The 23,444-nt window shown below is 63.6% G+C and carries 18 protein-coding genes and 1 pseudogene; 12 read left to right on the top strand and 7 right to left on the bottom strand.

Annotation, left to right across the window (positions count from 1 at the left end):
• Window positions 1–8: 8 nt before the first annotated feature.
• From ACQS5P_RS20400 to ACQS5P_RS20385, 4 genes are read left to right on the top strand one after another with little or no spacing between them, the layout of a single operon-like run.
• Window positions 9–1,742, top strand: a complete 1,734-nt coding sequence (locus ACQS5P_RS20400) for a cytochrome c oxidase subunit I (RefSeq protein ID WP_428941049.1) — start codon at window positions 9–11, stop codon at window positions 1,740–1,742.
• Window positions 1,743–1,778: 36 nt separating this feature from the next.
• Window positions 1,779–2,759, top strand: coding sequence for a cytochrome c oxidase subunit 3 family protein (locus ACQS5P_RS20395; RefSeq protein WP_428938463.1), 981 nt, complete (start codon window positions 1,779–1,781; stop codon window positions 2,757–2,759).
• Window positions 2,760–2,771: 12 nt separating this feature from the next.
• On the top strand, window positions 2,772–3,149 hold the full coding sequence (locus tag ACQS5P_RS20390) for a cytochrome C oxidase subunit IV family protein (RefSeq protein ID WP_428938462.1): 378 nt from the start codon (window positions 2,772–2,774) through the stop codon (window positions 3,147–3,149).
• A 59-nt stretch (window positions 3,150–3,208) separates the two neighbouring features.
• Complete coding sequence (locus ACQS5P_RS20385) at window positions 3,209–3,853, top strand: cytochrome c oxidase subunit 3 (protein ID WP_428938461.1); 645 nt, start codon at window positions 3,209–3,211, stop codon at window positions 3,851–3,853.
• On the opposite strand, the gene ACQS5P_RS20380 is transcribed toward ACQS5P_RS20385, so the two are convergent.
• The gene (locus ACQS5P_RS20380; RefSeq protein ID WP_428938460.1) at window positions 3,778–6,819 is read right to left on the bottom strand and encodes an ATP-binding protein; all 3,042 of its coding nucleotides are present in this window, start codon (window positions 6,817–6,819) and stop codon (window positions 3,778–3,780) included. The genes ACQS5P_RS20385 and ACQS5P_RS20380 overlap by 76 nt on opposite strands.
• A 324-nt stretch (window positions 6,820–7,143) precedes the next feature.
• Between ACQS5P_RS20380 and ACQS5P_RS20375 the strand changes: the two are divergent.
• A pseudogene (locus tag ACQS5P_RS20375) lies at window positions 7,144–7,371 on the top strand (hypothetical protein); the annotation flags it as partial.
• A 211-nt stretch (window positions 7,372–7,582) separates the two neighbouring features.
• Window positions 7,583–8,128, top strand: a complete 546-nt coding sequence (locus tag ACQS5P_RS20370; RefSeq protein WP_428937646.1) for a transposase — start codon at window positions 7,583–7,585, stop codon at window positions 8,126–8,128.
• A gap of 59 nt (window positions 8,129–8,187) precedes the next feature.
• Here ACQS5P_RS20370 and ACQS5P_RS20365 read toward each other — a convergent pair whose 3' ends face one another.
• The gene (locus ACQS5P_RS20365) at window positions 8,188–10,503 is read right to left on the bottom strand and encodes a S8 family serine peptidase (protein ID WP_428938459.1); all 2,316 of its coding nucleotides are present in this window, start codon (window positions 10,501–10,503) and stop codon (window positions 8,188–8,190) included.
• Window positions 10,504–10,728: 225 nt separating this feature from the next.
• The gene (locus ACQS5P_RS20360) at window positions 10,729–11,559 is read right to left on the bottom strand and encodes a hypothetical protein (RefSeq protein WP_428938458.1); all 831 of its coding nucleotides are present in this window, start codon (window positions 11,557–11,559) and stop codon (window positions 10,729–10,731) included.
• Window positions 11,560–11,792: 233 nt separating this feature from the next.
• Between ACQS5P_RS20360 and ACQS5P_RS20355 the strand changes: the two genes are divergently transcribed.
• Genes ACQS5P_RS20355 through ACQS5P_RS20345 form a run of 3 tightly spaced genes read left to right on the top strand, consistent with a single transcriptional unit; the run spans window position 11,793 to window position 13,793 of the window.
• Window positions 11,793–12,533 carry an RsmE family RNA methyltransferase gene (locus ACQS5P_RS20355; RefSeq protein ID WP_428938457.1) on the top strand — a complete coding sequence of 247 codons (741 nt, stop codon included), beginning with the start codon at window positions 11,793–11,795 and terminating at the stop codon, window positions 12,531–12,533.
• Window positions 12,530–13,252, top strand: coding sequence for a hypothetical protein (locus ACQS5P_RS20350; protein WP_428938456.1), 723 nt, complete (start codon window positions 12,530–12,532; stop codon window positions 13,250–13,252). Before ACQS5P_RS20355 ends, ACQS5P_RS20350 begins: the two co-directional genes overlap by 4 nt.
• 34 nt (window positions 13,253–13,286) lie before the next feature.
• Complete coding sequence (locus ACQS5P_RS20345; protein ID WP_428938455.1) at window positions 13,287–13,793, top strand: hypothetical protein; 507 nt, start codon at window positions 13,287–13,289, stop codon at window positions 13,791–13,793.
• On the opposite strand, the gene trpS is transcribed toward ACQS5P_RS20345, so the two are convergent.
• Complete coding sequence (trpS, locus tag ACQS5P_RS20340) at window positions 13,768–14,856, bottom strand: tryptophan--tRNA ligase (protein ID WP_428938454.1); 1,089 nt, start codon at window positions 14,854–14,856, stop codon at window positions 13,768–13,770. The genes ACQS5P_RS20345 and trpS overlap by 26 nt on opposite strands.
• A 314-nt stretch (window positions 14,857–15,170) precedes the next feature.
• Between trpS and ACQS5P_RS20335 the strand changes: the two genes are divergently transcribed.
• Complete coding sequence (locus ACQS5P_RS20335) at window positions 15,171–15,755, top strand: TetR/AcrR family transcriptional regulator (protein WP_428938453.1); 585 nt, start codon at window positions 15,171–15,173, stop codon at window positions 15,753–15,755.
• On the opposite strand, the gene ACQS5P_RS20330 is transcribed toward ACQS5P_RS20335, so the two are convergent.
• Window positions 15,745–16,488 carry an endonuclease III domain-containing protein gene (locus ACQS5P_RS20330; protein WP_428938452.1) on the bottom strand — a complete coding sequence of 248 codons (744 nt, stop codon included), beginning with the start codon at window positions 16,486–16,488 and terminating at the stop codon, window positions 15,745–15,747. The genes ACQS5P_RS20335 and ACQS5P_RS20330 overlap by 11 nt on opposite strands.
• 66 nt (window positions 16,489–16,554) lie before the next feature.
• Between ACQS5P_RS20330 and ACQS5P_RS20325 the strand changes: the two genes are divergently transcribed.
• Both ACQS5P_RS20325 and ACQS5P_RS20320 read left to right on the top strand, forming a co-directional pair.
• On the top strand, window positions 16,555–17,949 hold the full coding sequence (locus ACQS5P_RS20325) for a family 1 glycosylhydrolase (protein ID WP_428938451.1): 1,395 nt from the start codon (window positions 16,555–16,557) through the stop codon (window positions 17,947–17,949).
• Window positions 17,950–18,003: 54 nt separating this feature from the next.
• Entirely contained in the window at window positions 18,004–18,447 is a 444-nt protein-coding gene (locus ACQS5P_RS20320; protein ID WP_428938450.1) for a hypothetical protein, read from the top strand.
• 103 nt (window positions 18,448–18,550) lie between these two features.
• On the opposite strand, the gene ACQS5P_RS20315 is transcribed toward ACQS5P_RS20320, so the two are convergent.
• Together ACQS5P_RS20315 and ACQS5P_RS20310 are read right to left on the bottom strand one after the other, a co-directional pair.
• Window positions 18,551–20,101 (bottom strand): protoporphyrinogen/coproporphyrinogen oxidase, encoded by a 1,551-nt coding sequence (locus ACQS5P_RS20315; RefSeq protein WP_428938449.1) that lies wholly within the window; start codon window positions 20,099–20,101, stop codon window positions 18,551–18,553.
• A gap of 93 nt (window positions 20,102–20,194) precedes the next feature.
• On the bottom strand, window positions 20,195–22,993 hold the full coding sequence (locus ACQS5P_RS20310; protein WP_428938448.1) for a family 1 glycosylhydrolase: 2,799 nt from the start codon (window positions 22,991–22,993) through the stop codon (window positions 20,195–20,197).
• Between the last annotated feature and the right edge of the window lie 451 nt (window positions 22,994–23,444).

Raw genomic sequence — 23,444 nt, 5'->3', positions numbered from 1 at the left:
CGACCGGCATGCCGTTGCAGCACGGCCAGCCGTCCGCTTCGGGCGACAACTACCTCACCCACGGCCAGGGAATCATGTCCTGGCTGTTCACTCTGGATCACAAGCGGATCGCCATCCTCTACATGGTGACGATCCTGTTCGCATTTTTCCTCGGCGGCGTGTTCGCGATGGCGGTCCGCACCGAGCTGTTCACCCCCGGGCCGACCCTTCGCTCCAAGCCAGAGGAAGCGTGGAACCTGTACAACAACATGTTCACGCTCCACGGAGCGGTGATGGTCTTTCTGTTTGTCATCCCGGGTATCCCGGCCATCCTGGGCAACTTTGTCCTGCCGATGATGCTGGGCGCAAAGGACGTGGCCTTCCCCCGGCTCAACCTGCTCAGCTACCACATCTTCCTGCTCGGAACGATCTTCTTCCTGTATGTGCTGTTCAGCGGCGTGGTCTATGCCGCCACGGGCGTGCGATTACCCGGTGGATTTGGGCTGGATACCGGCTGGACCTTCTACACGCCCTACTCCACCACCAAGACCATGACCGGCGTCGTGCCCGCCGTGCTCGGCGCCTTCACACTCGGTTTTTCCTCGATCCTGACCGGCGTCAACTTCATCGCCTCCATGCACACGTTGCGCCCAAAGGGCATGTACTGGTTCCGCATGCCCCTGTTCCTCTGGGCGCTTTACGCTACCAGCATCATTCAGATCCTGGCTACCCCGGTGCTGGCCATCACCCTGCTCCTGATCGCCGTCGAACGCGTGCTTCAGGTCGGCATCTTCGACCCCAACTACGGCGGCGATCCGATCCTCATGCAGCACTTCTTCTGGTTCTATTCCCACCCGGCGGTCTACATCATGATCCTGCCGGCCATGGGCGTAATCAGCGAGCTGGTCAGCACCCACAGCCGAAAGCACATCTTCGGCTACAACTTCATCGCCCTGTCCTCGATCGCCATCGCACTGCTCTCGTTTCTGGTCTGGGGACATCACATGTTCACCAGCGGCCAATCGGGACTCGGCAATGCCATCTTCAGCCTGCTGACGTTCAGCGTGGCGATTCCCTCGGCGATCAAGGTCTTCAACTGGTGCTCCACCCTCTACAAGGGTTCCATTCGCCTCAACACTCCCATGATTTACGCCCTGGGGTTCATCATGCTGTTCACCCTGGGTGGATTAACCGGGCTTTTCCTGGGCGCACTGGCGGTCGATGTGCACGTTCACGACACGTATTTCATCGTCGCCCACTTCCACTACGTCATGGTCGGCAGCGTCCTGTTCGCGTTTCTTGGCGGGATGTATCACTGGTGGCCGAAAATCACCGGGCGGATGTTCGACGATCGCCTGGGTCGCATCGCCGCGATCCTGCTGTTCATCGGCTTCAACGTCACGTTCTTCCCGCAGTTCGTCGCCGGAAGTCACGGCATGCCGCGTCGCTACGCCAGCTACCCTGTCGAGTACCAGACCTATCACGTGATCTCCTCGATCGGCGCATACCTGATGGCGATCTCGCTGTTCATGGTGCTGGCCAACTGGATCAATTCGCTGCGCCGCGGACGGCGCGCGCCGGCCAATCCATGGGGCGCCAACACGCTCGAATGGCACGCGCCCTCACCGCCGCCGCATGACAATTTCAAGGTTCAGCCTGAAGTCTCCGACCCCTATCAGCTTGAGAACTGGAAATACGATGCGTCGATCCAGGGGTGGGTGATTCAGGAGTCGCCCCGGCCCAGACGTGTTCATGCTCACTGATCCATCAAAGCCCGTGACTGAGGCCTCGACATCGATATGAGCCAAGCAGCAGCAGTCCCAGCTTCCGTCCCTCAGCCCAGCCAGGACCAGCCGCACGCGCATCCGCCGCACCTGGCCCATCATTTCGACTCACCCGAGCAGCAGTACAGCTCGGCCAAGCTCGGCATGTGGGTCTTTCTGGGCACGGAAATCCTGATGTTCGGCGGGCTTTTCTGCGCCTACGGCGTGTATCGCTACAGCCATCCTGATGTGTTCATGTTCGCCCATCAGGCGCTGAGCACCTTCTGGGGCGGGATCAACACCATGGTGCTGATCACGTCGAGCCTGACCATGGCCATGGCCGTGCGGTATGCCCAGCTCGGCAAGACCGCGGCCCTGGTCATTTGCCTGGCCCTGACGCTGCTGGGCGGGGCAACATTCATGGTGATCAAGGCTGTCGAATACCACACCAAATGGCAGCATCATCTGTTCCCCGGCAAATACAACGTCTTCAACCCCGCCTTCGCCGGCGAGATACCCCCGCCTGAAGATCTGGCCGCGCTGGAACATCCCGTCCTGGAACACGTGCCGCACGAGTCGCCGTCGCCCGCGACGGCAGGGTCGCATCAACCGAACTCAACTTCGCCGACCACGGCGCCTGCGCTGGTCTGGCGCTACGACGACCCGCTGGCCGGCACACCTGACGAACCCAAAATCAAGCCAGCATTCATCGCGCCCATCGGCCTGTCACAGCAGCAGATCGCCGCCGCACGCTCCCGCCACGTCACACGCTCGCAGCTTGGCGCGCTGGACCAGGCCCGAGTCAACACCTTCTTCAGCGTCTACTTCATGATGACCGGGCTTCACGGACTGCACGTGCTGGTTGGCATGGGGCTGATCGCCTGGGTACTGGTGCGATCCACTCGCGGCGTGTTCGGGCCAGACTATTTCACCCCCGTCGATCTGGTCGGACTCTACTGGCACCTGGTGGACCTGATCTGGATCTTCCTGTTCCCCCTGTTGTACCTGATTCATTGAGGATTGCGGACCATGGCTGAGCACGCAGCACAACCTCTGGCCCATTCGCAGAACCACGGCGAGGCACACCCGCACCCCCTGGCGCATCCCGTGCCGCTGCGCGTGCTGCTGGCGGTCTTCGCCGCATTGATGCTGCTCACCTTCATCACCGTCGCCGCCACCTGGATCGACCTGGGCGCGTTCAACATCTGGCTGGCCCTGCTGATCGCGGTGATCAAGGGCGCGCTGGTGGCGCTGTACTTCATGCATCTGCGCTGGGACAGTCCCTTCAATGCGATCGTGCTCATCGCGGCGCTGTTCTTCGTCGCCCTGTTCGTCGGCAGCGTCGTGCTGGACTCCAAGGAATACAGGATCAACTACACTCCACCGATCCGCGCCGGCGCGCCGTAACATCCGCCAGTCACGGCACGACGCAATCCCGCCGTGACTGGCGCGTTCAATCTCTCTACATGTCTGCCAAGCCCCTGTACCCGGTCCCTCCCCGATCCGCCACCATCGGCATGTGGCTGTTCCTGGCGGCGCTGGCGATGCTCTTCGCCTCCAGCCTGCTGGGCTATTTCCTGATCCGGCTTCGGCTCAGGGACGAAGCCGCGACCACCGCCAGCGCGACGGCGACACTGCGGCTGCCATGGCTGCTTTGGGTCAGTACGCTGTTGTTGCTGGGGTCAAGCCTGGCGATGCAGCAGGCACTGGCCGCCGTCCGACGCGAGCGACAGCGCGCCTTTCGCATGGCGCTACTGACGGCGACGGGGCTGGCCGTTGCGTTCGTGGCGGTCCAGGCGCCGGCCATCATCCAGCTCCTTCATCGCCACGCCCAGCTTCGCTCGCTCGCCGCCGCGTCGCCCATGCCCCTGGACGCCGCTCCGGGCGCAGGCGCCGCCGCTACGCTTTATGGCCTGGTCTTCTTTCTGGTGCTGCTGCACGCTGTGCACGTGCTCGGCGGGCTTGTTGCCGCTGGCGTGCTCATTCGCGGCGCCTGGCACAACCGCTACGACCACGAGCACCACGCCCCCGTTCGTCACGCCGCGCTGTACTGGCACTTTCTCGACGCCGTCTGGCTGGTGATGTTCCTGTCGCTGTGGCTGGTGCGCTGATCGTGCTTCTCCACCGCCGCCTCCAGCGCCTTGATCGCCTCATTCAGCAGCGATATCCCACAGACGGTTCGCAGACCGAGTTCCGCGATGCCTGTGACGCACTCGACCGGCTGCGTCCCGAGCAGATCCATCAGGCTGCTGCCGGCCACCAGCTCCCGAAGCTGCGACGCGAACTGCTCCGCCGCCGAAGCCGCTGTTTCAGGCATCACCACCACGAATCGCCCGCCTTCCAGCTTGAACAGCCGGTAGTCTCCGCCGCAACGGGCCGACAGTACCCCGGCGATCCGCTTCAGCACTGCCCCCATCGTTTCAGGCGACTGCGATGCCGACAGCGTCGCAAAGTTGCCGATCTCGAGCACAATACACGCCAGTGGTGAGCCACAGCGCCTGGCCAGCGAAACCTCCGCCGACAACCGTTCGGCCAGGTAGATCTGATTGGGCAACCCGGTGAGCGGATCCACCCGCAGCTTGGTCGCAGATGGCTCCAGTTGAGCCGGCTCACCACAGGACATGCTTGCAGACCCGGGCAACAGCCGCGTCGAAGTCGTCGTCGCGTTTGCCTTTTCCACGACCGCGGGCTCGACCAGCGAAGCCTGGGCTTTGGTCGGCTCAGGATCCGCAAACCCCTTCACCCGTCGCACCAGCGACACGAGCTTCTGCACCTCGGCGGCGATTTCCTCGAGGCTGCGAGACGTCTTGATGCACTGCTCGGCGCGCCACGCCGCCTCCGAAATCGCCGCAAATCCGTATCCGCCAGCCGCCCCCTTCACCTGATGAACCGCGCGCGCCAGTTGCTCCAGGTCACGCTGCTGCATCAGGCGGGTAATCTGTTCCACTCGCTCCGGCAGACGCGACACGAACCGCTCCAGCACTTCGCGGAACCGCTCGTTGCCCTCAAGGCTGCTGACCAGCATTCCATCCTGGCCGGATGTCGCAGGTGCAGGCGCGTCTGCCGTGCGCCGGTCGCCGACGGCCGACGGCTCGGCCTGCTCGCGCGGCTTCAAATATCGCGACAACATTCGCGCCAGTTGCTCCAGACGCACCGGCTTTGACAGGTATTCGTCGCATCCGGCCGCCAGACACTTGGCCCGATCGTCCGCCATCGCGTTGGCGGTCAACGCCACGATCGGCGCGTCATATCCATGCTGGCGAAGCTGCCGCGTGGCGCCATAGCCGTCCAGCTCGGGCATCTGCATGTCCATCAGGATCAGGTCGAACCGCCTGGCCGACGCCTGCTCCACCGCCACCCGGCCATTGTGCGCCAGCACAACCTCCACCCCCATGTTCCGCAGCAAAAGCGAGATGAGTTGCTGGTTGTCTTCTCCGTCTTCCGCCAGCAGCACCGTTCCCTCGAACCGCTGCGCCGGCACAGTCGCGGGCGCGGAAGTCGCGTCGGCGACCAGATCCGATTCATCCAGCCCATACAGCATCCGCACGCTGCCCAGTGGCCCGGCATCCACCCACACCGAGAAGCACGTGCCCACCGCCGGCTGCGACTGCACCGTGATGTCCCCTCCCAGCAGTTGCGCCAGCCGCTTGCTGATCACCAGCCCCAGACCCGTGCCCCCGAACCGCCGCGTCGTGCTCTCGTCGGCCTGCGTGAATGCCCGGAACAGCTTGCTCTGCTGCTCGCGCGTCATGCCGATGCCCGTGTCAAGAACGTCGAAATGAATCGTGCTTCCGATCAGACGATCCTGGCACGACACACGCAGGTACACCCCACCCTGGCTGGTGAACTTGATCGCATTGCCAACCAGATTCACCAAAATCTGTTTCAGCCGCAGTGGATCGGTGCGGATCTCCCTGGGAACCGGGCCGTCGATCACCACCCGGTAGTTCAACCCTTTCTGGATCGCCTTGACGCGCGTCAGCGCCACCACGTCGGCCAGCAGTTGCCGCAGGTCGCACACCACCAGCTCGACGCGGCACATGTCCGCCTCGATCTTCGAGATGTCCAGCACGTCGTTGATCAGTCCCAGCAGATGCTCACCGTTGCGACGGATGATCTGCACGCAGCGTGCCCGCTCCTCGACCGGCTGGTTCGGATCCAGCAGCAGATCGGCATAGCCGAGAATCGCCGTCATCGGCGTGCGGATCTCGTGGCTCATGTTCGCCAGAAAGGCGCTTTTGGCCTGATTGGCGGCGTCGGCGACGCGCTTGGCGTCTTCGGCGGCTTCTTCCGCCAGCTTGCGCGCCGTGATGTCCTCATGCGACATTACGATTCGAACCTTGCTGTTGCCCGGGAAGCGCGTGATCCGGCACTGGTACCATCGCCGCTCGCCGTTGACCATGAGCTGGTATTCCGCGTACGCCTCGCCACGCTGGCCCGTCGCCACGGCGCGGATGCCCGAGGCGATCGCCGACATTGCCGCCGCATCCGTGCCGCTGGTCGCAATGCTGCGAGGAGCTGCCGCGGAGTCCGCGCTCAGGCTCGGTCCACTGTCGCCACCCGCCGAGCCATTGCGCATCGCTCCCGCGGCTGCATCGCACATCGCCAGGTAGTTGGTTCCTTCTGACGAACGCCCCACGATTGGTTGACCCAGCCCGCCGCTGAACTCCCGCCACGCCCGGTTCACCGCCAGGATCGTTCCCGAGCTGTCCAGAATGGCGATCTGCGCGGAAAGCGCGTCTACCGTCGATCGGGCAAACCATTCCGATTCACGCAGCGCCTCGTCCTGGGCTTCGTGACGGCGCAGGTACCGCCGCAGCGCGATGTAACCCCACGACAGCAGTCCCAGCTCAAGCAGCATCAGGCTCGCCCCGGCCATTGCTGCAAGCCAGACCTGCCGCTGGGCCGACTCCAGCGCCGCCTGCAACTGCGGGTGCCATGTCGATGCTTCGGCGAGGAGGTTGAAACGGGCGTCGGTGGCGCGACGGATCCACTCGCCGGCCCCCGCCAGCGGCACCAGCCCCGCCAGCGCCGCCAGCAACACCCATCTGACCATGCGATCCGATCTGACTGCCATGCTGAGCGTTCCCGAAACACACTTCCCGGTACTTGATCCGGCCTGTCCGGCCAGGACTCAGAATGTGGCGGTTCTGCCCGGCGGCGATCTTGCACACGCCGGGCGCCCGCCGCCGCCGTGCAGCGGTATCCCCCACGATTGATTTCGGCCGTCAAAGTCCGCGGGTTAAGCGGCCACAGCCGCGCCGCGTCCGATAAAAATAAGGGGTCGGGAGTCTTTTCCGCGGATAAAAATAAGGGGTCGGGAGTGGCTCAGTCTCGACCCTCTCCAAGTTCGGCGCATGTTCGGTAGCGCCACGCCGATGCAGTGGGTACAAGCTGCGGGATGGAAACATCTCGATCACCATGGAAGGTCCTGCGGCAGGCCCATGAACTGGCCCTCCGCGTCTGGCCGGCCTACTCCTGCGACTGCAGCCGCCACGACTTCACGCTCCCGCAACTCTTCGCCTGCCTCGTTCTGCGCGAGCAGCTCAAGCTCAGCTATCGCAGGGCCGAGCAACTGCTGCGCGACTCGCCGCAGTGGCTGGCCGACCTCGGCATGTCCCGCGCCCCGGATCACAACACCCTCTGGCGGGCCTTCGGCACGCTTCTCAAGACCCGGCGCGTCAACCGCATGCTCGACCTGCTGGCCCAGCTTGCCGCCAAGGCCAAACTGCTGCGTAAGCTCGACTCGAGCAAGCCGCTGACCCTCGACAGCACCTGCTACGAAGCGCGTCACCGCTCACGCCATTACGACCGCGTCTGCCGCAAGATGCTCCTGCGCGATGGCGGCAAATACACCGAAAAAAACCGATGCAGACGAGGTCAATCGCTCACGCTCGCGCCGGGCCCGGCAGATGCCGAAGCTGGCCCTGGCGGTGGCCTCGGCCTGTCACCTCATCCTGGCGGCGCGGGTTCATATCGGCTGCGGGTCCGATGCGCCGGACTTCGCGCCGCTGTTGTACCATGCGTGGCGGCGGGCCAATGTGAACGTCGTCGTCGCCGACGCTGGATACGACTCAGAGGCCAACCACCGCAGCGCCCGCCTGGACATGGGTGTGCGCTCGGTGATTCCCACGGGCATCGGGCGGCCGTCGAGCAAGCCGCCCGGCGGTCGATATCGCCGGCTGATGAAGCAGCGGTTTGCCCGCAAGGCGGACCGGCGAACCTACGGCCAGCGAGCGCAGAGCGAGACGGTCAACAGCATGATGAAGCGGAACTTTGGCGATGCCCTGCGTTCCGTGCAACGCCGCCGTCGCCGGCAGGAGATGCTCTTGCGGACCCTGACGCACGACATCATGATCTACGCCAATTATGAGGGTCGAGACTGAGCCGGTCGGGAGTCTTTTCCGCGCCGGAAAAGACTCCCGACCCCTTTTGCTACGTTTGGCTACAGATCGATCAGCTCGCGCACAGGCAAGGCGTCGGCGGCAAAGGGAACCCGCATCTCGGGCGGCTTGGTCGAACCGGCAGATGATTGCGCGCCGGCGGGCGGCGGCGGCAACACCTGCTGCCACCGCGACGTCAGAATCTCCAGATCCAGCTCGTCCACCCTCCCGTCGTAGTTGAAATCCCCCTGCGAAAAGTCCCGCCCCAACTGCTGCCAGTTGCCCGTCAGCACATACAGGTCGCGCAGATTCACCGTCCGGTCATGATTCGCATCGCCGCGAAGGAAGAACAAATCCAGCACCGCTGGCGGCGACGCCAGGTTCCCTGCCACATCGGCAAGATTGATCAGCCGTGCCCGATAGTTGGCCTCATCCAACACGGCCTGCTGCAAACCTGGGAAACTGAAAGTCGCGGTCGTGCCGGCCGAATCGAATGCGACTGCCATCGAGCCACTGCCCACAAGGCTCGATGTGGTAAGGTTCAACAGCCACAGGTTGGATGTGCTCAGAGAATCGCGCAGATCCTCGCTGAAGGTGTAAACCAGCCGGTGTGGCGCGGTCTGATATGCAAAGCTTGCCGCTCCGATCACCGCAGGCGCGACGGTGTCGATCGTGATTTGCAGTGGTGGCGAGGGGGCACTTTCCGCGCCGCCACCGGCGGGCGTGGCCGTCGCGGTCATCGCGTAGCTTCCGTCCGGCAGGGCGTTGGCGGTAACACTCCACAGCCCATCCTGGGACGCCACGGCGCTGCCGGCCAGCACTCCGTTGGCGTAAAGCCGCACCGTCGATCCCGCCGGCGCGGTTCCACTGAACGTGGGGCTGAGAATGTTGGTGATGTTGTCCGAGTCGGATGTGCCGCTGTCGCTGGCGGCCAGCAGATCGGGTGTCGAAGCCCCCGGCGGCAACAGCGCCTGAAGCATCGCCTGCGCATTGAGTCTTCCGCCAGTGACGCTCTTGCCCGCCAGTGCCGCAACCGGATCGGTCGTACTGAGCACGGCGTTGCGGATGGCCTGATAGCTGACGGATGGATCGGCGACGCTGAACGCCAGCGCGATCGCCCCGCTGACGTGCGGTGTTGCCATTGACGTGCCGCTGAGGTGGACGTAGCTGCCGCCCGGCCAGGTGCTCAGGATTGCGGTTCCCGGCGCGCCCAGGTCGACGCTGTTGAGCCCGTAGTTGGAACTAAGACTCAAATCGCCGTTCTGCGTGAGGTTTGCCACGGCGATGATGTTGTCGTGTGTGTAGCCCGAAGGGTAATGAGGGATCAGATCATTGTTGTCGCCGATCTGGTCCGACCCGCCGTTGCCCGCCGCCGCCACGAACAGGATCCCGCTGGCGGCGTTGGCGGCAATGGCATCGCTCAGGGCCGTCGAGCCGGCGCTGCCGCCCCAACTGTTGTTGGTCACGCGCACATTCACCCCGTGGTCGCGCATCCACTTGACGTAGTAGAGCGCGTTGACGGCGGCGGAAAGCAAAATGCGTCCATCGCCCGGCGCAGGCCCGCCGATCCGCAGCGGCATCAGTTTGGCATTCCACGACACGCCGGCAACACCGACGGCGTTGTTCGTCACGGCGGCGATGATTCCGGCCACGTGCGTGCCGTGGCCGTGCTGGTCCATCGGGTTGTTGTCGGTTTGAAACGCGTTGCCGTAGAAGTCGTAGCCGCGTATGTCGTCGATATACCCGTTGCCCTCATCATCGATGCCGTTGCCCGGAACCTCGAATGGGTTGGTCCAGATGTTGGCCGCCAGGTCCGGATGGTTGTAGTCGATGCCCGTGTCGATCACGCCGACGACGACGTCGTTGCTGCCGGTGCTGATGTCCCAGGCTTCAGGGGCGTCGATGTCGTTGTCGATCAGCCCGCCGGTCTGACCGGTGTTGTGCAGTCCCCATTGCTGGCTGAAGTGCTCGTCGTTTGGGAATTGCGCATCGCTGTTGAGGATCAGATCCGGCTCGACATAGGCAAAGCCGGGCAGCCGGGCGAACCACCTGCTTGCCTGCTGGGGCGTGAAACCGGCTGGGGTGCTGATGAGGAAAAGCCCGTCAGAACCAAGCTGGCGGAGGACGTCGAATCGTGGCGAGAGTTTTCGCAGCAGCGTGCGTGCCCGAGCCGCCTGCGATGCAGCGCTGCCGCCAGGCAGATCATTCAGCCGGATCAGCCATTGCCCGGCCGCGGCTTCGATGGGCTGGCCACTCCACTGAAGCCGGGCGATCGCCGGCGCAGCATCGGCCAGACGGGCATCGGCGGCAAGCAGAACCCGGCCCTCCAGCGCTTCAAGTCGAAGACGACCATGATTGGCACGGCGCGCAAAGCCCATGACGATGCCCAACTATACGGGCTGCGGCACCGGCGGTTCAACGGAAATCACCCCAGCCGAACCGCCGCAAGTGCCTGTCATACTGCATCATAAGACGGCACGCCCGCGTTATCCGTCTCCGGCGGCTCAGCTTCCCACGACTCTCCGCCACCGGCAATCGACCTGAACCGGCCCAGGCAGGCAATACGAGCAGGCGGAATGAGGAGTGCGATTTGGCGGCACGCTCTACTTTCTGAACAGCAGCACGTACAGCAGCACGCCCACGGCGTTCATGAGCGTGAGAATGGCGACTTTGCCCAGCGCGTCTCGCACGGTGTCGGGAAACAGCTTCAGCGGCGCGTTGATCAGCTCCAGCAGGCGAATGTACAGCGGATCACGCGGCTGGGGCTGGGATTCATCCGCCGTCGCAGCCTTGGGCTGGACCTGGGGCTGGGCTTGCTCCTGCGGCGCGTTCAGCGCGGCCAGCTCCTGGCGGGTGGTGTGCTGCTCGTCTGCCGGTGATTCCGCAGGCTGGACCGAAGCCGTCGCCGCTGGAGCACCGGGAGTCTGGAGCTGCGCTGCCGCCGGTGGGGAGTGAGTTGGCTCGTGCTGGCCGGTCGCGGAAACCGCTGGCGCAGGCAGGTCGGCCACGGCAACCGCGTGTGCTGCAGGCAGGGTGGGCGCTGCGGCAGGCTCGGGCGCGCTTGCAGATTCTGTTGGCGCGGTTCTGGCTGTGATGGCACTGAGAACATCATCGAGCTGACGCGAGATCTGCTCATCGGGCGAGGCTGCGGCAGTGGTCGTGGCGGCCGGAGCTGCGGCGGCCACAGCGCCGTCAATCGCCTGCGACAGCTCCACGTCGGCATCGGCGACGGGGGGCGATTCGCCAGGCGCGGCATCTGCCTCGGCCAGCATCCGGTCGATCTCCTCACCGGCCAACTGCGAGAGCAGATCATCCGCCTGCCCACCTGCCCCGCGGCGCGCAGCGCCTTCGCCGGCCGGGGTTGTGCTGCCCGACGTAACCTCCTGCTGCAATGGATCGGGCAGTTCAGCGGTTCCGACGCTCGCCTGACCCATGAACCGACTCCTTTCGTGAACCCACGGGCAACAGACGCTCCGCTTCAACGGATTCGGACAAGCTGCTGATGAGCCACCCGGACGAATGCGCCCGCGCCTGCGCGCCCTGATCGGATGACTCGATGACCAACATAACTTCCGCACGCCGGATTCTCAATGAATCAGCATGAAAAGTCTCATCACCAGCACCGATCTTGCCGGCTCTGCCGGCGCCGCCGATAATCCCTCCTCCCGTGCCACGCAGAGTTCATGTCAGCAGCCTGGGTAATCTCGAGCGGATTGAGCTTGACCGTGCCCAGGCCCACCACGTGCGCGACGTGCTTCGGATGCGCGCCGGAGATGAGCTGGAGCTTTTCGACAACGCCGGTCACGTCGCCGCCGCCACCATCGAGCAATGCGACGCCTCGGCGGTCGTGGCGCGGATTCACAGAATCGAACAGCCACCGGGCACGCAAACCACGCTGATCGTTGCGTCGGCGGTGCCCAAGGGCGAGCGGGCCGACTGGATGATCGAGAAGCTGAGCGAGCTGGGCGTGGGGCGGTTCGTGCCTCTGGCGGCGGCGCGAAGTGTGGTACGCCCGGCCGGGCAGAACAAGCTGGACCGCTGGCGGCGGATCGCCACCGAGGCCGCCAGGCAATCCCGCCGACCGGGCGTCATGCAGATCGATCCGCTGATCAGCGTGGATGAGTTCGTGCAGACCCTGACACCACCGGCCGTGTACCTCTCGACCGAACCGGACGCCACGCCGCTGCTGCGACTTTCATCGGATATCGTCGCCTGTTCATCGGTGGCGGTGTTGATTGGTCCCGAAGGCGGATGGAGCGAGGAAGAAATCTCGCAGTTTGCGCGCCTTGGCTTGACGGGGGCGAAACTGACGGAGACGATCCTTCGCGTCGAGACCGCCGCCATCGCCGCCGCTGCGATCATCGCGGCGATTCTGGCCGCTAAGCCTCCGGGGAACGTTGCCCCATGACTCAGTATCCCCAGTATCCACAACCTTCCGGGCAGCCCTATTCGCCGCCCTATCAGCCTTATCCCCCTGCCTACGCGTACGGTTACGACCCGGCCGAGCCATTGCTGGCACCAGCGAGGCGGGCGTCGGTGTTGATGTACGTCATCGCCGGGATGGGAATGCTCTGTGGCCTGTGTGTGGGTGCAGTGGGATTGCTTGCACCTCTGGAGCGATTTGCGGCCGACAGCGGGCTGCAATCGGCTGCCGCGGAGCTCGGCCTGCCGGCCGAGCAGTTGCTCAAAGTCGTCTACGTGGTCATTGCGGTGCTGACGATGCTCTGGTCGCTGGTGCTGGCTGTGCTGGGGCCTCTTGTCCGCCGCGGCGGACTGGGGGCGATCGTCACCGCGATTGTGCTGGTGACGTTATCGCTTCTGGTGCTGGCGGCAAATCTGTTGACCGGCTTGGCGCAGACGCGCGGGCATGGCGCAGCGGCGCTGGCGGCGGGGTTGCTCGTGCTGATCGTGCCCACGGCGCTTCTGGGGCTGCTGCTGGCGTGGCTGATCCAGGCGGCCCGCGCCGCGCCAGCCGTCCGCGCCGCTCGCTGGCAACAGATGCAGTATTCATCGCAATACTGGCAGTACCAGCAACAACCGCCCCCGCCGGCCCCGGGGGGCTATCAGCCGCCCTGGCCTCCAGGCTCTCCCAGTGGAGGTTCCGATGCCCCTCCCGCCCAAAGGTGATCCCCGCCGGCCGCTTCATTTGGCCGTTCGTTCGATGCGATCGCTGGGGATCGTGTTCCTGCTCATGGCGGGGATGTCCGTACTTCCGGCGATGATGCTGCTCCGTGGCGGAAGCGGTGCCTCAGGCCGGCTCATGATCGCCATGGCCTTCTACTCCATGCTCTACCTCGTGCCGGGCCTGCTGTACCTGTTCTGCTCGATCTACCTGCCAAGGCGCCGTCCCTGGGCGATCATCGTCGGGCTTGCGCTCGCTTCAGTTCAACTTCTTTTCTGTCTGCCGGCGATGATCCTGGCTCTGGGTGTGTGGTTGAAGACCGACGAACCGATCGCATCAATCCTCGCTGCGATCATGCTGCTGGTCGTGGCGGCGCTGGCTCAGCTCATCTACCACCTGGCCAAGTCATTCCAGGCGATCCGTTATCCACCAATCGAGGAGGTTCCCGGGTTTGAGCCGTTGATGGTCGAGCCGATTGATGCCGAGCAACCCGGCCCCGGCAAGCCGCTTTCGGACCAGGTCAATCGATCGTCAAGCTCCTCCTGAAGTAGTCCTGCTTCATCGCCTTCTTCGCGAGATACAGCGTTTCCTCGGCGACGGCGTTGGCGCGGCGCGTTCCTTGGCGCAAAACGTCCAGCACCTCGTCGGGGCGCTGTTCGTAGTATTTTCGTCGCTTGCGGATCGGTTCCAGCAGCGTGTTGAGCACCTCGACCAGCCGCCGCTTGATCGCCACGTCACCGACCTGTCCGGCGCGGTAGGCTTCCTCCTGCTGGCGCACCCATTCCTGATCGGGATTGAAGATCTCATGAAAGATCCACAGGGGATTGTTCTCCACCGTGCCCGGATCGCTGGCGCGGATGCGTTTGGGGTCGGTGTACATCGACATCACCTTTTTCTGCACGGTCTCGGCATCGTCCGAGAGGAAGATCGCGTTGTTCAGCGACTTGCTCATCTTCAGCAGATTGCCGTCCGGTCCCGGCGGGCCGATGCCCACCAGACGCCTCACGCGCCCGAGCTTGGGCTCGATGATCGGGAACAATCCGCCGGCCTTGACGTAATCGGCGTCGGGGGTGTGCGGATCGACACCGCAGTAGATCTGGTTGAAGCGGCGCGCCACCTCGCGGGTCAGTTCCAGGTGCGGGAGCTGGTCTTCGCCCACCGGCACAAGCTGCGGGCGAAACGCCAGGATGTCGGCGCACTGCCCCACCGCGTACAGCGGAAAGCCGAAGGGATACTTGTCCCCCAACTGCTTGTCCTTGATCTCCTGCGCCAGCGTCGGATTGCGCATCACGCGATTGAACGGGATGAGCATGGCGAAAAAGAACGTCAGCTCGTCGATCGCCGGAACTTCCGACTGCACAAACATCGTGCTCTTGTTCGGATCGATCCCCACGGCCAGCCAGTCGGTGGCGATGTCAATGACGCTCTGGCGAATCTCGTCGGGCTGTTCGGCGCGGGTGGTGAACGCGTGCTTGTTGGCGATGAGGAAGTAGCACTCGTACTCGTCCTGAAGCGCCAGCCGGGTCTCGATGCTGCCGACGTAATGGCCCAGATGAAGCCGGCCTGTCGGCGTGTCGCCGGTGAGGATGCGTGGTTTGGATTCACTCATGGCCGGGAAGTTATACACGAAATCGAACCAGGAAGGATCAAGTCGAAGGGGCAAGGGTCGGCAGTGCGGGCAAGCCTGTCCGAGCCTGTGACGGAACACCGGCAGCGACTCTTTGCATCACGGGCCTCTCGCCATTGCGATGGCCGTCCACGCGGGCGGGCCGCGCGTAATACGGTCGGGTTTGGATTCCCGTGTGGACCCGGCAGTGCTCATTGAAACATCGCTTGCGATCCGGAAATTCCGGGCATGCCCCTTGGCCCCGTGCCTTTATCCACTGCTTGCATTTGTTCGTTAGCCACAGCAAACTTAGCTGCATGCCGAGATTGAAAGCCGCCCAGCGGAGGCGACAACTGATCGAGGTCGCAACCAGGTTATTTGCCAAGACGGGTTACGAAGCGACAACCACCGCCGCCATCGCCGAAGCGGCGGGAGTTACCGAGCCGATCCTTTACCGCCACTTCAGGAGCAAGCAGGAACTGTTCGTGGCGATCGTCCGCGAAGTCAGCGAGTATACGTTGCAGCAGTGGCGGCAGTTGATTGCCGACATCACCGACCCGGCGGAAAAAATCCGCGCCATCTCCAACGCCCTTCCCGAGCACATGCGTCGCCTGGCCGACTATTACCATGTCCTGCACGGGGCCTTGAGCACCAGCCGCGACAAGAAAGTGCTGGCCGTGCTGCGCGAGCACTACCAGCAGATCGAGGAGTTCTTTGCCACCATCGTCGCCGAAGGCCAGCAGTCCGGATCATTCCGCAAGGATCTTCACCCCAAAGCGGTGGCCTGGCAGTTCATCTTCGCCGGCATCGGGTACGCGATGATCGCATTGAACCTGGGTCCGATTGACAAAGAGCTGACGCGCGAGGTGATCGACTCGCTGGTGCGAGGCATCAAGAACTAACCCGACCCTTTTTGGCAGAGCTTTTGCCATCGGAAAATGGCAAATCCGGGCAAGCAGGGTAAGAGCGAGAAGCCGCGACGCCGTGCCGCCGGCCATAGTCACACAGCTCAAGCAGCGGACACTGCCCGCAGCGCGGTCTGCGGGCGTGGCAGATCTTGCGTCCGTGCTCGATCAGCAACACGTGCATGGCATAACGCTGCGGAGCTGGGATCATCGCAGTGAGTTGTTCCTGCGCCGCCGACACCGAGGTTCCTGGCCGAATCAGCCCCAGCCGCAGTGCGATCCGATAGATGTGCGTATCAACCGGAAACACCGACTTGCCGAAGGCGAACAACAGCGTGCATGCTGCGGTCTTGGGTCCGACTCCCTTGAACCTCATCAGATACTGGTATCCCTCGCACGGGTTGATATCCGCCAGAAACTGAACGTCGATCTTTCCCCGCTCGGCCTTGATCTGTCTGAGGATCTGCTGAATGCGAGGCGCCTTGGTGCGACTGAGCCCGCTGATGCGAATGCATCGCTCGATCTGATCGACGGGTGCGGCCATTACCTGGTTCCAGGTGCGAAACCACTTCTTCAATCGCCGATAGCCGGCCTGGGCATTGGCGGCGGTGGTGTTCTGTGAGAGGATCGTATCGATCAGCACGTCCACGCCGCGGCCCCAGCAGCGATAGCTGCGCTGGCCGTAGGTTCTGGTCAGCAGGTCGTGCGCGCGGCACAGGACGTCGTGCATCGGCGGCATTATCGCCGGAAAAGCCGCTGCCGACGACGGGACGGATGAGGTATATGATGAATGGCGGTGACAACTGACGTAACGAATCAACGAGTTGGACCTGCGGCGAGCGAATCGGAGGCTGCGGTGCAGGTGGACAACGACGGGCGACGCCAGGGCTCGCGTGCGCCGCTTTCCTCTCCGCCGCCGGTGCCGGCCTCGCCTCCGCGCAAACGCCCGGCTCGCCTGGCGCCGCTGACTCCCAGCCTGCGGATCACCGAGCCGGCGGACATGCTCAAGTTCATGTTCGCCGTGGGCATCGAGTGCTCGTATCCCATCATCGCCGGAAACCAGCGTGTGGATCAGTTGCGCGACACCGGGCACTATGAGATGTGGCAGACCGACCTGCGCCTGGTGCGCGAGCTGGGACTGCGTTACCTGCGTTACGGCCCGCCGGTGTACCGGATCTGGACCGGTCCGGGGCAGTATGACTGGAGCTTTACCGACCTGGTGATGCACGAGATGCGCCGGCTGGGCATCGTGCCGATCATAGACCTGATCCACTTCGGCCTGCCGGATTTCCTGCACGACTTTCAGAACCCTGACTACCCCACGCATTTCGCCGATTACGCTCGGGCGTTTGCCGAGCGCTACCCGTGGGTGCGCTACTACACGCCGGTCAATGAGATCTACGTCACCGCGCAGTTCTCCGCCGCCTTTGGCTGGTGGAATGAGCGGTTGATGAGCGATACCGCCTTCGTGACGAACATCAAGCATAACTGCAAGGCGGCGATCCTGGCGATGCGGGCGATCCTGGACCTGCGCCCCGACGCCATTTTCGTTTTCAGCGAGAGCACCGAATATGTTCACCCCGGCAGCCCCGACATGGTTGCCCGTGCACTTTTCATGAACGAGCGGCGATTCCTCTCGCTGGACCTGCTGTTCGGCCACGACGTCACCGCCACCATGTATCGCTACCTTCTGTCGTCGGGGATGTCGGCCGAGGAGTACGAGTGGTTCCGCCAGCAGCGGGATCTTCGAACTCACTGCATTATGGGCACGGACTATTACATCACCAACGAGCACGTGATCCGTTCGGATGGAACCAGCATCGGCGCCGGGGACGTCTACGGGTACTACGTGATCACGCGACAATACTTCGAGCGCTACCGCATGCCCGTGATGCACACCGAGACCAACCGCACCGCCAAGCACGCCGTCGAGTGGCTCTGGAAGGAATGGATGAACCTGCTGCGATTACGCGAGGACGGCGTGCCGATCGTCGGCTTCACCTGGTTCGGGCTTGTGGACATGAAGGACTGGGATACCGCCCTGACCAAGATGCGCGGCACGGTGAATCCGGTTGGCCTGTATACTCTGGGCCGCAAGCCTCGCAAGGTCGCCAGGGAATACCGGCGGCTGGTGGAAGAGTATTCGACCCTGCCGATCAGCAGCAGCAAGTTCCCGATCCTTACGGCGTGAGCGGCGGTCTCCGGGCGGCGTGACCGATCGCAGCGTGCCGGGTACGATGCATCCATGAGCAGTACAAAGCACGCCATGCTGGTCCTGTTGCTGACGTGTAACCTGCTGCTGGCCGAGCAGCCGAGCACAACCGAGCCCGCCGTCATCGCCGCCACCGACACCGAGGCGCTCAAGGCGGCGATCGGCAGCCAGGTCGTCGTCGAAGGCTACATCTCCAAGGCGGCGTGGAGCCGCAGCGGGCGGGTGATGAACATCGAGTTTCTCGATTCGGTGCTGCTGGGCGCGGTCTTCGAGCGACAGCGCGCCAAGCTCGATGAAGCGTTCGGCGGCGACCTGGCCGCGGCGCTGCGCGATGCGAAGGTCCGGCTCAAGGGCAGGCTGATCGAATACGGCGGGTACGTAGAGTCGCTGAAGGGCAGGCCCCAGATCATCATCAACGACGCCAGCCAGATCACGATTCTCCAGCCCGCCCCACCACCGACCACGCAGCAACAATGACCAATCTCCCGGCCCCGATGACCAGCCAATGACCGGTCTGGGTCTGGTCCCGACTGGTCATCGGCGTCCGGAGACTGCTCACTCCGCCGCGCCGGACGCTTGATCAGGATGTGCCCGTGCGCGGCGTGGTGACACCGAGCTCTTCTTCGGACGTGTGCACCTCCTGCTTATCGCCGGCATCCGCATGGCCGAAGCGTGACGACGTTGCGGGGGCGCGCCTCGGATCGCCGCTGCCGGCAACGGCCGATCGCTCGTGAACCGCTGCGTCGCGCCCATCGGCCGTGCTCTGATACTTCATGCCGATGGTCACTTCCGGCTCGCCCAGCAGCAGCCGATTGACCAGCTCCACGCCCTGCATCAGGCTGTGGTCGGTGTTGCTCACTTCATACTTCCACATGCCGAAGCGGCCGCGGCTGAAGATGCCGTGACGCTCCAGGTATGGGATCACCGTGCCCAGGATCGTGTCCCGCTCGATGCTCGGCGTGGGGTAGCTGTAGCGGGCGTGGAAGCACCAGGTGTCCACGATGTCATCCTGATCCCGCTCGCTGATCAGGCCGGCGTTGATCAGCCCGCGGATCGTGTCATCAACAATTCGCCGGCCATCCACCGGCTTGAATTCGCTGTAGCTGGTTTCGCACAGCAGCGAGTAATGCGTTTTGTTGTCGGGCGTCATGTACGGCGAATAGTTGCTCAGGTACGTGACGCGGTAGAACGGGCAGTTGTCCTCGGGGAAGTACATCCAGCTCTTGGTGCTGGGACACGGCTGGCGGATGCCGATCCCCACCATGTACCCTCCGCTGTGCCGCAGCATGCTCGCGGCTTTCTTGATCTCCCGCGGCAACTGCCCGTCGATCACGTCGTTGCATAACCGATCCAGCGGCATCGCGCTGATCAGGATATCGAAAGGAACCACCTGGCCGTCCTTGAAGCGAACCTCCTTCTTGCCCAGGTTGATGAAATCAACCGGCTTGTTGAGGTTGATGTGCCCCTGGAGCGGCTTGGCGAAGCGACGGTAGAACTCGCCCGTGCCACCGAACAGCGGGAACTTGAACTGGTTGTTGGGCCCCCAGCCGAAGTCGTCGCTGTGGAGCACGACGTTCCGGATCGCGCGATTGATGTCGATAACGGCTACCCGCTCGCCGATCCATTCCTTGTTCATCAGTTCCGGTGGATGCGCCCAGACCTTGAAGTTGTACGGCTTCATGAAGTACTTGCAGATGCCGTCGCCGAAGACAGCCTCCATGAACTCCTTGAAGTTCCTGGCGACCTTGTGATCGCGTCGGGTCTGGGCCTCGACCAGCCCGACCAGACACTCATAGCAGATCTCTTTGGGCAGGTAGCGGATGTTGTTCTGGAACGGATAGGGCACCCAGGTGTTGAACATGCGGATCCAGCACTCGCGCATGTTCTGCTGATAGTCGTTGCCCATCAGAGCCTCGAAGCACTTGTCGTAGTACTTGTAGTGCGAGAACATCACGTGCCCGCCGATGTCCCACGTGAAACCGGCCGAATCCGTGAAGCTCGACGCCAGCCCTCCGATGTACGGCTCGCGCTCGTAGATCTGGAAGTTTTTGTAGCCCAGTTCCTTCAGCCGGTAGCCGGCCCCTAACCCCGTCGGACCGGCGCCGATGATGACAATTTTCTTTTCGTCCATGATCACTCCCATTAGACTGAGGATGAAGGATGAAGTCAGAAGCACCAAAACGATGCAGCCTCTTCGTCCTTCACTCTTCCGCTCGTTCGTTCTTCACGACCCGGGCGTGTACTGGTACTGATACTCCAGTTCCGCTTCCAGAAGCGGCTCGATCTTGCGGGCGCTGCGACGATCCGGCTGCGTGATCGCCTCGCGGATCAGTTCCTGCATGCGCTTGACGGTGTTGTCCCAACTGCTCTGCCGGGCCTTCTCGATGCCGCGCTGAATCCGATCCGGATCGGGATTTTTCAGCAGTCGTTCGGCCTCGGCGACGAACTCATGCGCCGTGCGCACGATCGAGACCGTATCCTTGTGTTGTCGCACGACATCCTTGACCGGCGTGCTGATGATCGGTCGCCCGGTCGCCATGTACTCCAGCGCCTTGGTCGGGTTGATGAACTGCGTGGCCGCGTTCATTGCGAATGGCATGATGCAGATGTCGAACGCGCGGCAGTAGTTGGGCAGCACCTGGTAATCCCGGCCGCCCATCCAGAACAGGTTGGGCGAATGCGGCAGCAGGTTCGGATCGATCTTCACGACCGGGCCGACGATGGCGAAGCTCCAGTCGGGCCGCAGCCGCGCCGCCTCGCCAACCAGCGCGTAGTCCACGCGCTCATCCACCACGCCGAACCACCCCAGGATCGGCCGGGCCATGAAGTCGATGTCCGGCGGGATCACCGAGTCTTCGCTCATCGCCTTGGCGAAATGATCGAACTCCACGCCGCAACCGAAGAAGTGCGCGTTGGGGTGGTATTGCCGCTTCTTGAGCCACAGCTCATAGCCGCCGGTGAACACGATGTCGGCGTATTCCATCAGCCGCCGCTCGTTGTCCACCAGTTGCCGGGGTGCTCCGCTGAACTGGGACAGCTCGTCCATGCAGTCGTAGACGATCCCGCGATGCTCGATGTGCCCCAGTGACCAGCTCGCGTCCATCGGGTTGTAGTACCAGAGCACCGGGCGATCGAACTGCCCGTCGCTGTTCATGTGCGCAATCGCCTCAAGCGTCCACTCCCGCAGTTTCTGCGGCAGCTTGGGATTGCGATTCCACGACCCCGAGCAGTGTGGCGTGACAACCGTCACGTTCGGCATCACACGGTGGTAGTCGATCCGCGGCTCGCGTCCCTCGGCCAGATCAAAAAATGGCTCCTCAATGAACAGCACCTGGTGCTTTTTGGCGAATCGCGAGAGGAACTGTTGCGGGCGCTGCCAGACGAATCCCCAGCGCAGATGGCTGAAGACCACGATGCCATAGGCACCAACGTCCTTCTGATCGGCGGTGCGAAGCTCAGCGGTGATCTGGGCATCAACGCTTCGCTCAGCGGCAAGGCCGGGCACCGCGTCGGCGAGCCTCCCGCGCCCCGCCATCACTTTCACTGCTCCGTTTCCGTTTCCGTTGCCATTGCCGTTGCCGTCGCCAGCGGTTTGAACCTCACGCCGCGATTCAGGCTGCACCGTCGGCTGGATCCACTGCCCGATCGGCGGCAGTTGCTCATCCTCGGCCTCGCGCGATGGATAGGCAATCGTCTGGAGCCGGCCGACGCGCTGCTCCGCGGACTCGGCTGCCTCGCGGAACAGCCGCGCCAGTGGCGTGGCCGTACGCTTGAGTGTCCCGTCCGCCTGCCTGACCAGATGGAACAATCCCACCTCATGGATCTTTCCGATCCGGTGTGTCAGCGCGCCATCCCAGTCGATCTGGTCCAGCAGCGGCCACCAGATCATCCCCAGCATCGGCACGCCCTCTTCGCGCAGGCGGCGGATCTGCTCGATGTTCGTCTCCAGCCAGATTTCGCGGTTGATCGGCTGCCCCTCGATCGAAGTTTCCGTCAGCATCAGCGGCAGGCCGTAGCGCCGCCAATAGGCCTGGGCCACGCCATACAGCCCCAGCGGCTTATCCGCACGACGCTGCCTCACGCTTCCGTCGGCGGTCATGTCCAGTTGCCAGTCGCTGTGCGTGTAATAGTCCAGCCCCAGCACATCCGGCGATTGCGGGTTCTGCCGGAACCACTCCAGATCCAGCTCGCTCATCCCGTAGCTGTTCAGCCACGAGTAGGCCGCATGATGCTCGTCCACCCGCCCCAGCAGAAGGTCCATCACCAGGAACCGACGCAGGTTCCTGCGCGCCACTTCGCCAGCCAGTTCCCCATGCCGGCTCTGATAGGCCTCTGCCGCGTCACACAGCAGCACTGTCGCCTCCGGCTGAGCGCGGCGGATGGCGCGGATCGAGCGGTTCACCGCCTGCACAATCCGGCTCAGCACCGGCATGTACCCCCGCCACTTGCGCTGGTGCGGCGGCCAGAAGCCAAAATCTCCGCTGAACAGCGCGCTGACCAGCGGCTCGTTAAACGGACACCACGTCTTCACGCAGTCGCGATAGCGCGTCACGATCGCTTCGCTGAACCGCTCCAGAGCTTCGGGAAATTCCGGGTCGCCCACGGCTTGCTTCAGCCACAGCGGCGTGCCGAAGTGCATGATGTCAATGAACGGCGTGATGCCCAGCTTCTGCATCTCCGCCAGGCGTTCATCGGGCATGCTCCAGTCGAACTGTCCGCGCTGCGCCTCGATCAGGTGCCATGGAAACGCATAGCGCAGATACCTCAGGCCCACCTCGTCGACGGCACGGCGCAGGTCTTCCCGCCAGAAACGGTTGTGCTGCGTCCACTCGAATTGATCGACCTTGATGTGCGGGAGAAACGAGCACTCCAGCCCCGAGCCCCACACAAACTGGGTGAAGGGCAACTGCGCCACGGCCGGATCCGGGGTGTCGCATTGCGATGTTGGTTGGGTTGAAGCCTGGCCTTGCGAATGAGCGGGAATCAGTTCTGTGGTCGTGCTGCCGGTCGTTGTGTTCAGCATTGTGGTTCCTTCCTGTTGCTTCATGCGCGCACCATGTTCCTTCCCGAGCCCTGGGACCGGCTCGCTGAGAATCCTTGCCTGGGATGTCAAACTGGTCGGCCCGGAATACGGGCCTGAGCATCACTACGGGCGGCGCCTGACTTGGTACCGGCGCCGAGATACCCGGTTCGGTGTGGACAGCAACCGGGCAAGCAGCCCTGGATTATCGAAGGCTGAATTGCCTCAATCGGCTGTCGATATAACGGGCCCAAGTGGCTGAAGACGGAATGGCGACAACGGTCGCGAGCGAATCACCCGCCTGGCTGCCCACCGTTGCCGACAGCCCCTGTGTTTTGGCGTCAGCGGCGTCTGCCGTCGCGGCACCGCGGCAAGAGACGCCGGACCCGCCGGCCCGCCCCTCGCCGGCCACTGGACGTCGTGCATTCCGCTTCATGATCTACCTCGCCCTTTG

Source organism: Fontivita pretiosa, from assembly GCF_050410795.1.
In the GTDB taxonomy this organism is placed as follows: domain Bacteria; phylum Planctomycetota; class Phycisphaerae; order Tepidisphaerales; family Tepidisphaeraceae; genus Fontivita; species Fontivita pretiosa.
This window is presented reverse-complemented; position numbering and strand designations above follow the sequence as displayed.

Excerpts from the sequence above, each read along its gene's own strand:
- ACQS5P_RS20360 (WP_428938458.1), bottom strand. The coding sequence starts at position 11,559 with ATGGGTCAGGCGAGCGTCGGAACCGCTGAACTGCCCGATCCATTGCAG.
- ACQS5P_RS20395 (WP_428938463.1), top strand. The coding sequence starts at position 1,779 with ATGAGCCAAGCAGCAGCAGTCCCAGCTTCCGTCCCTCAGCCCAGCCAG.
- ACQS5P_RS20310 (WP_428938448.1), bottom strand. The coding sequence starts at position 22,993 with ATGCTGAACACAACGACCGGCAGCACGACCACAGAACTGATTCCCGCT.
- trpS (WP_428938454.1), bottom strand. The coding sequence starts at position 14,856 with ATGAGTGAATCCAAACCACGCATCCTCACCGGCGACACGCCGACAGGC.
- ACQS5P_RS20380 (WP_428938460.1), bottom strand. The coding sequence starts at position 6,819 with ATGGCAGTCAGATCGGATCGCATGGTCAGATGGGTGTTGCTGGCGGCG.
- ACQS5P_RS20390 (WP_428938462.1), top strand. The coding sequence starts at position 2,772 with ATGGCTGAGCACGCAGCACAACCTCTGGCCCATTCGCAGAACCACGGC.
- ACQS5P_RS20315 (WP_428938449.1), bottom strand. The coding sequence starts at position 20,101 with ATGGACGAAAAGAAAATTGTCATCATCGGCGCCGGTCCGACGGGGTTA.
- ACQS5P_RS20370 (WP_428937646.1), top strand. The coding sequence starts at position 7,583 with ATGGCGGCAAATACACCGAAAAAAACCGATGCAGACGAGGTCAATCGC.
- ACQS5P_RS20330 (WP_428938452.1), bottom strand. The coding sequence starts at position 16,488 with ATGCACGACGTCCTGTGCCGCGCGCACGACCTGCTGACCAGAACCTAC.
- ACQS5P_RS20350 (WP_428938456.1), top strand. The coding sequence starts at position 12,530 with ATGACTCAGTATCCCCAGTATCCACAACCTTCCGGGCAGCCCTATTCG.
- ACQS5P_RS20320 (WP_428938450.1), top strand. The coding sequence starts at position 18,004 with ATGAGCAGTACAAAGCACGCCATGCTGGTCCTGTTGCTGACGTGTAAC.
- ACQS5P_RS20385 (WP_428938461.1), top strand. The coding sequence starts at position 3,209 with ATGTCTGCCAAGCCCCTGTACCCGGTCCCTCCCCGATCCGCCACCATC.
- ACQS5P_RS20365 (WP_428938459.1), bottom strand. The coding sequence starts at position 10,503 with ATGGGCTTTGCGCGCCGTGCCAATCATGGTCGTCTTCGACTTGAAGCG.
- ACQS5P_RS20400 (WP_428941049.1), top strand. The coding sequence starts at position 9 with ATGCCGTTGCAGCACGGCCAGCCGTCCGCTTCGGGCGACAACTACCTC.
- ACQS5P_RS20345 (WP_428938455.1), top strand. The coding sequence starts at position 13,287 with ATGCGATCGCTGGGGATCGTGTTCCTGCTCATGGCGGGGATGTCCGTA.
- ACQS5P_RS20335 (WP_428938453.1), top strand. The coding sequence starts at position 15,171 with ATGCCGAGATTGAAAGCCGCCCAGCGGAGGCGACAACTGATCGAGGTC.